The following is a 14,620-nucleotide window of genomic DNA, read 5'->3' as shown; positions in this document are numbered from 1 at the left end:
TTTATCTAAATCAATATTCCGATATCAATCACAAAAACACCTATTCCTCTTCTATTACAGCTTCTTTTTTTATCATCCAGCTTGGGGCAGTAACAAACCATAAAATTGTACCAATAAACATAAGTTGCTTGCAAGTGGATGACTCCATTTGACCTCCAAACACTAAAATGGCGGGTATTATACTTAATCCCAAGCCTACGAACGATATGATTTTCAATAAAAGTTTCATTTCTTTTGATTCAATTTACTTGCAATAACATATACCAAAACAGCTACAAACCAACCTGGGAGCCCAAGAAAGAAAATTTCAATACCTAGTAGTAAATTCAACAACAAACAAAAAGTTAAGGTAACCAACCAGGTAATGGCTACTGACCAATTAAGTTGTATGCCTTTAACCGCTGCATAGTTGGATTTAAGGCCTAATTTTTCAAGCAGGTAAACATCAATGAATATTACCGCCCCTACAGGCATCAGAATTAGACCATACAAAGCAACGAATTCCAGCAAGCGCATTACCAAGCCTGGGAAGCAGGCAGCAATTGTAGTGAATAAACCTACAAAGAGCGTTACCTTCCAAGTTTTCCATTTAGGATTGATAGACTGTATTGCCAAACCTGCTCTATACAATGTGGGGTTGGCCGTGGTCCAGCCAGCGATTACAACGCAAATGGCTCCTGCAGCACCTACAGCTCCATAAGCAATTGGACCTGGTGCAAAAGTAAGACTCCCTTTGGATTCAATAAGGAATAAGGAATATAAAATACCAGAGGCAATCCAAGCAATAAAATGCCCTAAAAACACACCTGTTGCAGAGGAAAATCCTTGCTCCCATTTCTTGGCATATCTAAGCAATGACAAATCAGCCATACCAATATGCATGGCCATATTACAAAACCAGGCAAAAAACAAAATGTGCCAAAAACCGAATTTACTCTGCCCTTCCAAAGGAACTCCAGTCCAGATGGTACTTTCCGCAACAGACCAAAATGACCCGGCATCTGTAACTCCTAACCTAGGTAACACAGCCAATGCTGCGGCAATAAATACCATAATCATCCAAGGAGCAGCTACCATGGCAAACTTTGAAACCTGATCAAAGCCAAACATAGCAATCAAGGTGGTAATGGCACCAACCCCAAAAACTGTCAATACCCAACCTATATTATTGGGATATATGTCTGTTAATTGTGGCATGGGCATATCAAAAGGTATACCTACAGCTGTTGCTGACACCGCGATCATAGAGCCCGCTAGAAAGCAAAATAGACCAGCATTTACCAAATTATAGAGTAAAGTAAACTTTTTACCGGCGATTTTCTCCAACAAATAATACAAGGTTACTCTGGTTTTCACAGCAATCTTCGCCGTCAGGAAGGCCCAGCTTAACACTGCCAATATATTACCCAATAATAAGCCAGTTACTAAATCAATAGCACTGGCTCCATGTGCGACAAACAAAGGTCCTATTACAAATTCCGTTCCGGCGGTATGCTCACCTGCATAGGTGCCTAAAAAACTTCTCCAGCCTTTTAATTTATTACTGGGAATGGGTTGTTGTTCATATTCATTGACCGCATTGAGACGGTCTACCAAACTTTTGCTTTTTTCCATAGAAATAAGTAATCAAATAATCTCTTCTGATTTACAGTTTAAGATTTTGAAACGTTGTTAATTGACTGTTTATATTGGGGTAAAAGGACATCAATAGCAATAGCATTTCAGCATGCTGATAGAACCCTTTTAAATAGAGCCTCTGTTAATAAATTTAAAAATATTTTTAACGGATTCTTTTTTGTTCTTTTTGATCATATAAGCAGCTGTTTCCCCCATTAATTTAAAATCCGTGGAGATTACAGTAATGCCCAAAAGCTCCTTTAATGGGGTGTCATTGTAGGATATTATTCCGATCTCTTTACCCGGTTCATAAAGTTGCTCCCTGACTTGTTTTACTAAATTGACCAAATCATTTTCTTCAATTACAATAAAAGCATCCTTTGGACGCAATTCCATTTCGGGATAAACTCTATCCAAAATTTCATAATCAAACTCAAAGTCACTGCAGAATTGCTGAAAGCCTTTCAATATTTCTTTAGGGTAAGGGTAAAGAATATCAGTAGGATATACCAACATTAGTTTATCATATTGCTGAATTTGAAAAATCCCCTCAATCAAGGCATTGTAAATGTCCTTTTTGAAGTCCTGGTAAATGGAAGCAACGTTATCCCCTAATTCAGGAATCTGGTTGTCCATTATTATGAGTTTGTCGGAAGGTATATCTTTTACACATTTCATGATCTCCTCATCAAAGTTATAATGGCCATTTTCACCATCTTTAAAATGAGGCATCAGTACGTAATAATCATAAGCACCCTTGTTCTCGGTAAGTATGTTTTTTAATAGTTTTGGATCACAATGGTAAATATTTAAATCTACCTGAGCGTCCGTCCCCATACTGTCTATAAAAGAATTGTAGGTTTTAAGCTTGTAGTTACTGAGTTTATTCAATAGGTACAATACCCTTACCTTTGAGGTAGAAATATTTTTGGCTACATAATACCCTTTTCCTTTTACAGAGAGGATAATCTTTTTAGCCTTCAATTGGTTATAGGCTTTCTCTACAGTATCTCTAGATAAATAGTGTTCTTCACTAATTTCATTGATGGACGGAATCTTATCACCTACCAAAAGAGAACTGCTTTCGATATCTTCAATGATAGAATTTACAATTTGCTGGTATTTGGGAATCCTGGAATTTTCATCAAGACGAATCAGAGGCTTCACTTCAATCATGGGTCAGGTTATTTTGGCTTTCGATACAAATCCGCAAAGGAGGTGGTCAATAAATTTAATAAATAAAGTTAAATACTCTCATTATAAGGTAACAAATTAATTAAAACATGCTAATAATCATGTACTTCAAGTTTGACTGGTCCAACAAGTCCAGAGGGCATAATTGCCCATCCTGACGCATCAAAAGGCTTATAATCTATATTAACAAAATTGATTTCATGGTAATTTCTCCATAAGATTTCATTTCTATCCAAGTACCTGACATGATTTGCCATTAGGTTGGCGACTTCAATTTCCAGTTTATTTTCACCTTCCTTCACAAAATTGCTAATGTCTAACCTAAAAGGAATACTAAAAGCATAACCTACTTCCTTGCCATTTACCCAGACTCTCGCACTTTCCAGCACCTTACCGAGGTCTAGCATATATTTCGCGTTTTCTTTCAAACTTTCGAGTTCAAAGGAGCTCTCATATAGGGCTTGTCCTGAAAAATCCTCATACCCATCTCCACTAAGAGCGGTCCAAGGCATTAACTTTTCCAAAAGCTGATCGGATGGGATGATGGGTCCACCATTCTTAAAGGTCAGCTGCCATGCATTGTCCATCTCTATAATCGCAGGGGAAGAAACTTCGTATTTCCAGGAGAGCAGCTCTTCTTTAGGCAATTCTTTTAAAACATGAACAATAATAGATTGTCCGGGAGATAGGGAAATGGCAACTTTCGTTTCTTCTTTACCTGATTGAATCTTAGCCAAACCAACCGTTCCTTGTTCAGGATCCATCAAAATCGCCGCTTTTCCCTCCGTTGCAAAAGAAACCATTTCACTTACTTTTTTCGATGTATGGTTAACCAGGTAATAATACTTATCCTCTCCTAAACTTCTCCTGATAAACTTCAGTCCTAAATCGGTTAGTTTCTCCCTCTTAAGTCCTAGAGACACTAATGCTCCAGGAAGTTCATTCGATACTATTATTTTACCTTCCCCAAAATCAGCCTCACTTCTGTTGGATTTTGATTTGAATTGGATACTTGCCCACAAATTGTCCAAGGTATTCTTTCTGGAAGCATAATCTTTAAAGCCTGGCACATCAGCAGGTTTTTCCTGGAAAACCACATGGGCGCCAGCTTCTGCTAAATTCAATAAGCGCTGAAGCGTGGCCTCTGGCATAAAGGCTGTTTTCGGAACTATTATCACTGAAATCTTATGTTTACCACCTGCCCCAACAAGGGTATTGCCTTCCACCTTTAAAGTATTCAACAATGCATCAGAAACAAAGTCCACTCCATACCCTATTTCCATGAGCGATTTTGATGCTTTATAAAATGGTGTAGGATGAAGCCATTCATCAATTCCGTGTACGGTTAGTGTTTTGCCTAACCCTTCAGGATCTGCCCATACATCATAAACCGGCCAATAAACCAGCAGTTCATTGTCAGGCATTCCAGATTGCAAGACAGATTGTGTCCGCTGAACATAAGCATTAAAGCCTTTGATATGTGGCCATAAGCTATTGTGGGTATTTAAATTCAATGAGGCATAAAAAAGCCATCCAGGAAAAGCTACTTCTTGAGGAGAGTAAGTAATCCCATGGTAAAACATGTGGTTGATCCCAGCTAGAAATGCTTGCTCCAACTCAGGTTTGGCTTGGGAAAAAGCAGACTTAAAATGTTCTCCTAACCAAGTGAATGTTTCAGTGGAAGCCAGTTTGTTACCTGTAAGGTGAGCTGCCGAAGAGGCAAACTTTAACATAATAGGATCCGGATCTACATTTCTGATATCCGAACTGTCTCTGCGGATTCCTGGAATAGGAAAGTAACTTGAACCAAACGTTTCCCCTTCGGGAATATCAACAGCCGCATATAAGTCAAGAAGATTCCCCGGAGATCCATGGGCCTGATTTTTTGTTAACTTCTGATGACTACCCGCCCAGTCAGACCATTGCATGGTAAAGTTTTCCAATAGCATATCGCTAATGGTTTCTCTATAGTCAGATTTTAGGCGACTGACTTCTTCATCTGTGTTTTCAGAAACCAATTTGTCTAAATGATTTCTAATATCATACCCTCTTTTGGCTTGAAAATAATTAAAGAATTCTCCGGTAAAATTAGATCCATAAACTTCAAAACTATCGTTATAAAAAGCCCTGATTCCAGGAAAATCCTTGTTAAAAGCACTGTCAAAATGATCTAAATATTGTTTAACAGCAGCATTGGAAAAGTGATCTAATGTAAAACCTTGTCCACCCGGTGCAGCCCTTTTTACTTTTTGACCAGTTTGGATTTCAAAAACAGCCACTAATCCCCAATCACCCTTGCCATCCCAACTTAGGCTACCATCTTCTCCTATCCTATTTGTTAGGTTTTCAGGTGTCTTGCCCTCTTGGAAGGCCATTAGGGTATGTAAATAATGCGCTTTTCCCTTAATATTTTTCTCTTCAATTAGAATAGGCCGGTCAAGTCCTTTTTCCTCAGAATAACTGTATTGCTGAATGCGCATTTTCTTTGCGGCCATATCAGGAGTCACCATTTCTCCTCCAAAAGGCCAACCCGTACCCTGGGTCAAATCAATTTGCATGTCTAAACTATCTGCAACAGCTATACTGTGGTGAAGCATAGAAATCCATTGGGGAGAAAGGTAATCTAAAAATTTACTTTCAAACCCCTTTGCACCATATATTGGGGCTATTTCTAGCCCACCAATTCCTGCTTGCTTGTATTCATGCATTAGATAATTAAGGTTTGCCTTATCTACTGCACTCCCCATCCACCACCATCTTGCCCATGGATTTGATTCAGAAGTTGGTTCTGGCCATTGTCCTATATTTCGCTCACTATCCTCAAAGGATTTATTATTGCAACCTGGCAAGACAACCAACAGGATTAATGCCAAAGTTAACAAGGTATTGTTTAATGATTTTCCTTTCGAGCTTAGCTTCATTTAGGTTTAATTAGGTAATTTTTATAAACTAAATACCTTTTCCAGGCGTGTAACTTTAGGGGATTGGTCTGGATTAGTTTCCATAATGTCCCCCATAAATGCCCACCACTTTTTCATTATCGCTTCCTCAGCCAGGCGATTGGTTTGGTTTTGTTCCTCAAGGTTTTGAAAAGCAAAAAGCACCCCACTTGGTCTGTCAAGAAAAATATGGTATTCAGCAATCCCTGCTTTTTTCAGTAAATCAGCCAGCTCAGGCCATATTTCATTGTGCCTTTTTTCGTAGACTTCTTCATTTCCAGGCAATAACTTCATCGTAAAGGCTACAGCAATCATTTATATTAATTTTAATAAAGAATTCAAATTGACTTTCAGGCAACACTTTCTATGAGACAGAATCCATTTCTATTCGCCCTTATTGCAGCAATTCAATCCGTAAATCCATAAATAGATTTTAATTGGAATCTCAAAGTAAGCAAAACATTTGAATTAACTTTCCTGTACTATCAGGGTGTTCCCTTGATATTTTTTAATTCCAATCAATTAAGATTAACTTTGTCTGCTTAAATAAAAAGTATGAAAATCGAAGAAAATGTTATCGTAGGGTTGACTTACGAATTAAAAGTTACCAATGACATTCCAGATTCCCTCCCCTTTAGTGTTGAAGTAAGGGATGAAGAAGACCCTTTTTATTTCCTTTTCGGTGACAGTGGGTTGCCTAAAACGTTTGAAAAAAGGCTTGAAAACAAAGTAAAAGGAGACAAATTCAATTTTACGCTATCAGTTGAGGAAGCTTATGGCAAACCAGATGATGAGCTTATTGTCTCTGTTCCGAAATCACAGTTCAATAAAGAAAGAGGTTTTGAAGAAGAAATGCTCCAAGAGGGGAATTTCCTACCACTAATCGATGAAGATGGGTATCCTATGCAGGCCAAAGTAGTGAAAGACCTGGGAGAGGAAGTACTGTTGGATTTCAATCATCCACTTACGGGAATGAACTTACACTTTGATGGTGAAGTATTTGCTCTAAGGGAAGCTACAGAGGAAGAAAAAGAAGAAGGTTTCAAGGTATAATCCACCTTGAAATCCTATTTTTCGTCAAGAATTAAAACTTTATTTTCTTCCCAGCTCATATAAATTGTTGCCCCTTCGGAGACATCCCTTTCGTAGCGGGTAATTTGCCAGGGAGGAGTTTCTTCAGAAACTTCAACAGTAAGCAAATCATAATCAGGGAAGTAGCGTTTCAACAATACTTTCCCTTTTATTTTACCTTTCGTGGTTGAGTTTTTTATGGATGAGGGCCTTAGGTATTGATTGGTTTGCCCTGGAATGCTATTCAGCGGCCCGAAAAAACCTGCCACATAGGCCGTTTGTGGGTTTTCATAGATCTCATTCACCTTACCCTGTCGCAATAGTTTCCCTTCAGAAAGGACACATAAGTTTTCTGTAAGGAGCAGAGCATCCTGAATATCATGGGTTACCATGATAACAGTAATCCCCAAAGTTTTAAAAATCAAGTTTAATTCATCCAGAAGTCCTCTTTTTTGAAGGCTATCCAATGAGCTAAAAGGTTCATCTAAAAGCAAAACCTCTGGCTCTAAGCTAAGGGCTCTGGCAATGGCTACTTTTTGTTGTTGTCCTCCCGAAAGCTCCCTGGGAAAGCTATTTCTTTTGTCCTCTAAACCAAAGACCTGTAATAAGATTTCCAGTCTCTCACTTGCATATTCTTTGTCGTATTGGAGCAAAGGTCTACTGATATTTTCTGCAACAGTAGACAGTGGAAACAAACCATTGTCTTGTTTAACAAGCTGGAGTTCATCATAACCTGCAACAAGCTTTTGCTTTGGATTTAGGATCTTTTTACCCTCCAAATACACAAATCCTTCGTTTTGTACTTCCATACCAGCAATAAGCTTTAGTAGGGTACTCTTCCCACTTCCGCTTGCACCAATAATCGACCAGCGTTCTGACTTTGAGATATTTAAAGAAAGTGCATCCAGGGCTTTCAGTTCACCATTGTAAGTTTTGGTTAACCCTTCAATTTTCAGATAACTCATCCGTTGATTTCTTCTTTCACATTTTTGGGCAGGCTTGAAAAAACCAAAGCATAAGAGTGATCCACCAGTTCTAAAAGTAGATCGGCACTTACACTTCCATCACATGAAACCGTATTCCAGTGCTTTTTATTCATATGGTATCCAGGTACAATTCCATCATGTTGTTCTCTTAACAGGACGGCTCTTTCGGGATCACACTTCAAATTAACACTTTCAAATTTGTCAATATCCAAAAGTGCGAAAATCTTGTTTGCAACTCTAAAGCAAAGCGTGTCTGGACCAAAAGGAGTGTCTTCTGTCACACCTGCTTTGCTTAAGCAGTAATCCCTAAAGGTTTCAATATTCATTAAACCAGCCTTTTAATGATCCAATAGACCAAAGCAGCTAGAAAAACCAAGATTGAAATCTTATTGATGCCATGCATCATTCTAAGGTTAAAATTGGTTTTCTTGTTGGGATCAGGTTTCTTGAATACCCTTATAAAATATTCACCTACTTCACCCAACTGAAAAAACTCTTTTAATTTACCAGCCATAATACCTTAATTCAGATTTTCTTGATAAAACTATTCGTGATCGGCAGTTTCGGGCTCTATCCACTGACCGTCTTCTTTGATGATGTCTATAAGTTCGTCTACAGCATTTTCTGATGGAACGGATCTTTTCATCACTTCTTTTCCTTTGTACAAAGTGATTTTCCCCTTTCCTGAACCTACATACCCATAATCTGCATCTGCCATTTCTCCAGGACCATTGACAATGCATCCCATAATTCCAATTTTCACCCCTTTAAGATGATCTGTTCTTTTTCTAATCATGGCCGTTGTCTCCTGCAGGTCAAAAAGAGTTCTTCCACAAGAGGGACAAGAAATGTATTCAGTTTTAGACATCCTGGTTCTTGCGGCCTGCAAGACACCAAAACTAACCGAATTATGAAGTTTAACCTGCTCTAACATTGACGGTTTATCTTTCAATTTAAGCCGGTCTAAACCCAAAAGAATACCATCACCAATACCATCTATAAGCAAACCTCCTACATCTGTTCCGGAAAAAAGCATGGTTTTCTCCGCATCTCCATCTTCATAACTAACCTTAGGAACTACCGGTAAGTTTATTTTTGCATTGATCAGTGAAACAATGGCTCTTCTAATGGCCTGCATTTGATGTTGGCTGTTAGCGAACAAAAGAAGGACTATGGGCAGTTCATTGTTCAGAAATGGAATTGCTTCTTTAATGTTTTCAGCAGACACAAGCAAGAAGTTCAGCTCCTCGTGTAAGGGTAAATTGTCTTTCAAATGGGTCAATATCAAAGCAGGAAACTTGTTCTTTTTGTCCTCTTGTTGGTCCCAAATCTTATAATTTAAAATTTCTTTAAGCCCATTTGGAAGCATAAAGGGAACAGGGCTGTCTCCCGAATAGATATAATCACATCCCTGATCATTCATTTTCCATTTATCCAGCTCTGGAAGATAAAAGTGCCCTGTACATTTCAGGTCTTTCGGTATGGATAATTGTACCGTAGAAACATCCGTAATTACCCTCGGAACATTACTCCCTCCAAAATTGGCTACTTCCACAGCCACTCTTTTATTGTAGCTAAATGGATCAATGGGATAATTATTCATTGGTTCAATACCAGATGCTACAGGTCGAGAAACATACCTATTTATTAGGGTTTTCACTACAGGCGATTCAAACTCCGGGTCTTCTGTAAGCGAAACCCTAACGGTATCACCTAATCCATCTTCCAGTAGTGCTCCAATTCCAACAGCAGATTTGACTCTCCCGTCTTCACCATCTCCTGCTTCAGTCACGCCCAAGTGTAGAGGGTAAGGTTTAAAACCTCCTTCATTCAGCTTATTCACCAGAAGCCTATAAGCCTGAACCATTACTTGCGTATTAGATGATTTCATGGAAATCACGATATCGTAGTAGTTCTCTGCTTCACAAATTCGCAAGAATTCAAGTGCGGATTCAACCATACCCAATGGGGTGTCCCCATACCTGCTCATGATCCTGTCCGACAATGAGCCATGATTGGTTCCTATCCTCATGGCTGTCCCATTGGCTTTACAAATATTCACCAAAGGAAGAAAACGCTCTCTAATTCTATCCAATTCATCCTGGTAGGAGGCATCTGTATATTCTAAAACTTCAAATTTCTTTTTGTCGGCATAGTTCCCAGGGTTTACCCTAACCTTTTCAACAATTTGGGCAGCGACTTCAGCAGCATTCGGTGTGAAATGAATATCTGCTACAAGCGGGGTATTGTACCCTCTCTTTCTCAACCCTTCTTTAATCTGTCGAAGGTTTTCTGCCTCTTTGATGCTTGGAGCAGTTATCCGCACCAACTCACAGCCACTATCAATCATGCGAATGCATTGTTCAATAGAGCCAAGTGTATCCATGGTGTCCACAGTTGTCATTGATTGGACAACTATGGGATTATCTCCTCCAATAACAACGTCTCCAATTTTTACAGGAATAGTTTTCCTTCTTGAGTAATTTGTGAGACTATTGCAATACTGCTGATTCTCTGTGACTGTTTTCAATTCCATAATTATATATCACCTAATTGAGGCCGGATTACTATCTCTTCAACAACAGAACGGGGCGAAAGGTTATAAGCTGACCATACAGATGCTGCTACATCAGCAACATCTATGAACCTGTTCTCCGGTAAATCAACGCCTTCCCAACTCGCCGTATAAGTAGCGCCGGGCAATACAGACGTCACCTTTACTCCATGAGGTATCATCTCCTGTCTTAGACATTTGGTAAATCCCAACATGGCCCACTTTGACACTGCATAACTCCCTCCATTGGCATAGGCTGTAAGCCCTGCTATGCTTCCAATAGTAAAAATATGTCCATTTTTTCTATTCATAAAATCTTCAGTAAAGGCCCTTGTGAGATAATAAGCACTGAAGAGATTGGTATGCATGGTCTTTTCAAAATTTTCCTCTAATTCTGAATGTAGACTGCCTGGAATAAAAATACCAGTATTATTTACTAAAACATCAGGCACAGCTATTTTTTTTACAAAAGCGGCGAAAGCTTTTGTTTCTTCCTTGACAGATAGGTCTGCCTTTTTCACATGTACTTTTATTGCTGAGAAATTTGATTCCAGCTCATTTTTCAATGCTTCCAATTCCTCTTCATTTCTGCTACAGGTGAAAATATCAAAACCTTTAGCTGCAAATTCAAGGACAATGGCTTTCCCAATACCCTTAGTACCTCCGGTAACCAAAATACTTTTCGACATTAGTTTGTGCTTTAATAATTAGTACAACAACAAAAATAACTGTTGCAAATCTACAATTTTTCAATGGCTTGGCCTAATCAAAACAAGGCTGAAACCTGCATACGTCCTGTATGCACCAGTTGATCCAGGCCTTCGGAATTCCTGCCCTCATAAATCAGGTTTAACTGCAAGCCTTCTCCTATTTTCTGTAACCAGCTCAAACTCCAGCTTGTATTGTTCCCTGGCGTAAGAGCTTGTAACATCTCATAGCCTGTAGGTGAGTTCACCGTTCCATTGTAATCGATATAGGTGTATTTCAACTGGGCATTGATCGTGGTCTTGATTGCTTTGGCAAGCCTGAAACTAAGCGCTCCTTCATGCAATTGGGCTTTCTCATCAAATTCTACATTGGCCAAGTTTTCTTTTTTTGTCAACCTGTACTGAAGGGTTGTTCTAAATAGCGGGGTAGGTTGAAGACTTATTTCCGGCCCTATTGTCACCTGTTTAATTGAGAAATTCCTGTTATCTAAGAAGTCTGAGGTGGAATTCCTATTGCCCCAATTGGCATATAACAACAGGTTCCATCTGGTTTCAATATTAAAGCGGGCATTGTACCTCCAATCATCCTGAGACAAATCCTCAAACCCTCCCGTTAGGAGTTGTTTTTGATGACTATTAAAAAAAGACAAATCCATGCCAAACTTTGGTGAGGCACGGTTAAAAAAGAAAGAAGAGCGAAAGGATTGCCGCAAAGAGAGCAAAGAAGTGTCAGCTATACCAGCCTGAAAGGGACTTATTCTCTGGAAGAAATCCCGGGAAGTAATTTTCTTTTCTACATTTAAATTGGTGTTGTTTGAAAACCTTGACAATAATTTTTTCAGGCCTGAATTAGTTTTCCATTTAGATGGGAATTTAGCGCTTAGTCGATAATTGAATAGGGTTGTATAGGCTTGAACATACTCGTCTGTTGGCACAAATACCTTGATAAAATTCTTTTCCTCTGGATTTATCGCAAGGTAAAACTCATTTAATTGCTGGATTCCATCTTCATTATCATCTCTCCAGGTATGGGTTCCTTCACCAGTTGGAACAGGTAAAAAGACAAATTCTCTTCTTAGTTCCCGTCCATTTCCCAAAGCATAGGTAAACTCATTGTTTAGGTTATTTTCAAAAAGAGCACTTCTATAATCCAATTTCCCCATTACCGTGGTCTCTTCGGGCAGGTCTTTGTTTAAGAAAATGAGTTTTCTATAAGTAAATGACCCATTAACAGTATGTGCTCCAAAATTACCCTTGACCCCGTAAGTGGTCATAAATGCTTTGGTATCTGGCTCCAATTGATCCTCAACCACTGCTTTATCTTCCCGCAAACTGGCAGTAGCAAAAAAGGAATAGGTTAAGGTGTCATTGGTATTTAATGAAAACTGGTGTTCCTCGAAGTTCATTGCAGTGGCTACAACCTCATTTTTCTGAGGGTTTAGGACCTTGTTTTTATCCATGATAAATCGATAACCCGGCACAACTATTCGTGTCGGATATTTAATCTCGCCCTGATACCTCAGCCATCGGGATTGTAAAGGATAAACATTACTATTTAGCTGAAAAAAATCATTGGTCAACAAAAGCCTATTCCATAGTTTCTGATTCAGTTTAATTCTTTGCTGTATACCTGACAAAACATCTGTTCTATTTCTAAGGTCAAGATTATAAGCAATCTGATTTTGCTCATCCTTCACCAATTCGATGTTAATATTGTACAATTTCTCTGCGGCTTTGTCTTCCTCTAACCTATTGGTTAAACCCCAGTCTCGATCAAACTCAATAAACCTCAGTCTATCCACGAAGGAAAAACTGGCAGCATTGTATTCAACAGTAGTCTGTCCATTAAACAGGTAATCTTTAAATATTTTAAAACTTCTTCCTTCTGATCTTAATCCAGCTTTAAATGCAAACCCTTTATTGTCTTCATCATCCAAATCTGAAAATAGGTTTAGATCCTGATCGGAAATCGCCAGTTCTGCAAAGGTGGTCTCGTGCTTCCCCAAACGGACTTCCGTCCCAGCAGTGATCATCTGCTTTTTGTTAGGAGAGGGCAAGGGTGAGTTTATAGTGAAATTCCCTTGTGGAACACCATTTACTGGGGCTATAAATTCATAGACCACTCCATTGGCTAACTGCTGTTTTCTTCTATAATTCCCTAAACCCTGACTCGTTTCTGTAAAGCTTATCGCATAGAAAGCCTGTGTAGGATCTGTACTGTATTCATAGTAATTCAGGCTTTCGCCATCCTCAGTAAATTCAGTAACTTTTCTGTATAATATTCTATTTGAATCAAAAGGGATACTGTCTATTCTAGGAATGGAAGCAGAGAAAATGGCATCTCCCACATTGCTTAGTAAGGTTTTATCTATATCGCTCAACTCGGTAAATAAAGGCCTGTTTCTGTCGTCTTTTTCTCTGTAGTAATTAAGGTAAAAGGTGACATTTTTATTTTTTTGAATATGGTTAGCAGTGACGACAGACCTTGAAAAATTTCTTTCCGCATATTCAAAATCGACCCGTACTCTGGAATACTGGGTGATCATTACTGTAGGGGTAAAAGTAATTTCTCCCTGATTGTAATCTATGGTATAGTCATTATTAAAACCTCGCTTCAATTGCTTTCCATCCAGGAATACCTTTTCAGAATTGGCCAGTACAATTACAAAACGCTCATTCCCCGGCCCTCTAATACGATATGGCCCTAGTACGCCTTCGTTAACCTCCAAATTCACGGAAGCAAACTTACCTTTGGCAATGGCTGCACCTACCCTACTTGAGGCCTCCCATTTACCGTTGATGACATAGTCTGAGGTAAATTGAAGTCCTTGTACATTTTTATAGTACCTTAAAAATTCGGATTTGCGCTGCTGCAATACCACATCTCCTCCGGCAAGATTGATTTTATCATTGTATAACTCAATTAAAATATTGTCAAAATCCTGAATCTGTTGGGTATTCCCTTCTGGTTGAAAGGGTACATTTTGATCGGTTATACTGGCCCTGATATTAAGGTTCTCCGCCAATTCCCCATCCATCTGAAGGTTGAGTGCTGAATTGACAAAAACATTTTGGGTATTCCCAAAGGATATCCCTCGCGTTAGATTTCCAGATTGATTGAGCTTGCTGGATGTGAAAACCTCCTCCCTAAAATCATATATGGCTTTTTTTTCAGGTGGTCCATCATTGAAAAAGGCCAAGGAATCATAATCCTCAGCAAGTGTCCTGTTTTGAAACACCTTATTTAAAGAAAATGGCAGCTTTTCAAAGCAAATCAATAGGGAGTCTTTTGGAGATTGCTTGTCCTCAATAAGGGTCAACTTACCTGTATTAAGGTCATATTCGTAAGAGAAGGCAATTCCACGGGCATCTTGTACCTGAATACTTGATTCCAGCAAAGACATGGAATCTAAAAAATAAATGCTTTTTTGATCATCGACAGTTTTCCAAAGACACACTTCCTCTTGTGCCACAATGGGGTTGGTCAATGCTAAAAGCACTGATGAAAAAGCGAAAAAATACTTCACCAACTGCATAGCTCAATCTCTTACA

At 38.9% G+C, this 14,620-nt stretch carries 12 protein-coding genes; 1 reads left to right on the top strand and 11 read right to left on the bottom strand.

The window, feature by feature from the left end; all coding sequences use genetic code 11:
- Positions 1-40 precede the first annotated feature (40 nt).
- The 5 genes from CA2015_RS11150 to rhaM all read right to left on the bottom strand — a co-directional run bounded on the left by CA2015_RS11150 (position 41) and on the right by rhaM (position 6,065).
- Positions 41-229 (bottom strand): hypothetical protein, encoded by a 189-nt coding sequence (locus CA2015_RS11150; RefSeq protein WP_048641981.1) that lies wholly within the window; start codon positions 227-229, stop codon positions 41-43.
- The gene (locus tag CA2015_RS11145; RefSeq protein WP_048641980.1) at positions 226-1,614 is read right to left on the bottom strand and encodes a purine-cytosine permease family protein; all 1,389 of its coding nucleotides are present in this window, start codon (positions 1,612-1,614) and stop codon (positions 226-228) included. Before CA2015_RS11145 ends, CA2015_RS11150 begins: the two co-directional genes overlap by 4 nt.
- Positions 1,615-1,743: 129 nt before the next feature.
- Positions 1,744-2,793: a GntR family transcriptional regulator gene (locus CA2015_RS11140; protein ID WP_048641979.1), complete on the bottom strand. Its 1,050-nt coding sequence runs from the start codon at positions 2,791-2,793 to the stop codon at positions 1,744-1,746.
- Between the two features lie 110 nt (positions 2,794-2,903).
- Positions 2,904-5,732, bottom strand: a complete 2,829-nt coding sequence (locus tag CA2015_RS11135) for a glycosyl hydrolase (protein WP_053086676.1) — start codon at positions 5,730-5,732, stop codon at positions 2,904-2,906.
- Between the two features lie 21 nt (positions 5,733-5,753).
- Positions 5,754-6,065, bottom strand: coding sequence for an L-rhamnose mutarotase (gene rhaM, locus CA2015_RS11130; protein WP_048641978.1), 312 nt, complete (start codon positions 6,063-6,065; stop codon positions 5,754-5,756).
- Positions 6,066-6,305: 240 nt separating this feature from the next.
- Between rhaM and CA2015_RS11125 the strand changes: the two genes are divergently transcribed.
- Positions 6,306-6,803 (top strand): FKBP-type peptidyl-prolyl cis-trans isomerase, encoded by a 498-nt coding sequence (locus CA2015_RS11125; RefSeq protein ID WP_048641977.1) that lies wholly within the window; start codon positions 6,306-6,308, stop codon positions 6,801-6,803.
- A 14-nt stretch (positions 6,804-6,817) separates the two neighbouring features.
- Here the strand turns inward: CA2015_RS11125 and CA2015_RS11120 are convergent, their stop codons facing one another.
- The 6 genes from CA2015_RS11120 to CA2015_RS11095 all read right to left on the bottom strand — a co-directional run bounded on the left by CA2015_RS11120 (position 6,818) and on the right by CA2015_RS11095 (position 14,604).
- Positions 6,818-7,786 (bottom strand): ABC transporter ATP-binding protein, encoded by a 969-nt coding sequence (locus tag CA2015_RS11120; RefSeq protein ID WP_048641976.1) that lies wholly within the window; start codon positions 7,784-7,786, stop codon positions 6,818-6,820.
- On the bottom strand, positions 7,783-8,133 hold the full coding sequence (locus CA2015_RS11115) for an MmcQ/YjbR family DNA-binding protein (RefSeq protein ID WP_048641975.1): 351 nt from the start codon (positions 8,131-8,133) through the stop codon (positions 7,783-7,785). The genes CA2015_RS11120 and CA2015_RS11115 overlap by 4 nt, the downstream gene beginning before the upstream one ends.
- On the bottom strand, positions 8,133-8,321 hold the full coding sequence (locus CA2015_RS11110) for a DUF6728 family protein (protein ID WP_048641974.1): 189 nt from the start codon (positions 8,319-8,321) through the stop codon (positions 8,133-8,135). The genes CA2015_RS11115 and CA2015_RS11110 overlap by 1 nt, the downstream gene beginning before the upstream one ends.
- Before the next feature lie 30 nt (positions 8,322-8,351).
- The gene (gene ispG / locus CA2015_RS11105) at positions 8,352-10,343 is read right to left on the bottom strand and encodes a (E)-4-hydroxy-3-methylbut-2-enyl-diphosphate synthase (RefSeq protein WP_048641973.1); all 1,992 of its coding nucleotides are present in this window, start codon (positions 10,341-10,343) and stop codon (positions 8,352-8,354) included.
- Positions 10,344-10,345: 2 nt separating this feature from the next.
- Positions 10,346-11,050, bottom strand: a complete 705-nt coding sequence (locus CA2015_RS11100) for an SDR family oxidoreductase (RefSeq protein WP_048641972.1) — start codon at positions 11,048-11,050, stop codon at positions 10,346-10,348.
- A 77-nt stretch (positions 11,051-11,127) separates the two neighbouring features.
- Entirely contained in the window at positions 11,128-14,604 is a 3,477-nt protein-coding gene (locus tag CA2015_RS11095) for a hypothetical protein (RefSeq protein WP_048641971.1), read from the bottom strand.
- Positions 14,605-14,620: the final 16 nt, after the last annotated feature.

Source organism: Cyclobacterium amurskyense (assembly GCF_001050135.1).
Lineage (GTDB): Bacteria > Bacteroidota > Bacteroidia > Cytophagales > Cyclobacteriaceae > Cyclobacterium > Cyclobacterium amurskyense.
The sequence above is the reverse complement of the archived record's forward strand: the minus strand, read 5'-3'. Positions and strand labels throughout refer to the sequence as shown.